This is a genomic window from Pseudomonas sp. Pseusp97 (assembly GCF_047304025.1).
Taxonomy (GTDB): Bacteria; Pseudomonadota; Gammaproteobacteria; order Pseudomonadales; family Pseudomonadaceae; genus Pseudomonas.
Window position 1 is genome coordinate 1 of the sequence record NZ_JBGLYK010000517.1, and the last position, 322, is coordinate 322.

Genomic DNA, 322 nt, shown 5'->3' on the forward strand with positions numbered 1-322 from the left:
GCCGCTGCCCCGGCGCCGGCTGCCGCGCCCGCCGCTGCCAGCGTCCAGGACATCCATGTCCCGGACATCGGCTCGGCCGGCAAGGCGAATGTCATCGAAGTCATGGTGAAAGCCGGCGACACGGTCGAAGCCGACCAGTCGCTGATCACCCTGGAATCGGACAAGGCCAGCATGGAAATCCCCTCGCCGGCTTCCGGCGTGGTGGAGAGCGTGTCGATCAAGATCGGTGACGAAGTCGGCACCGGCGACCTGATCCTCAAGCTCAAGGTCGCGGGCGCTGCAGCCCCGGCCGCCGCAGAGGCACCGGCTGCTGCACCGGCTC

1 protein-coding gene is annotated in these 322 nt (G+C 68.9%); it reads left to right on the plus strand.

Annotated elements, in window-relative coordinates; translation table 11 throughout:
- A partial coding sequence (locus tag ACCC94_RS30185) for a biotin/lipoyl-containing protein (RefSeq protein WP_413353233.1) occupies positions 1-322 on the plus strand: 322 nt, incomplete at both ends.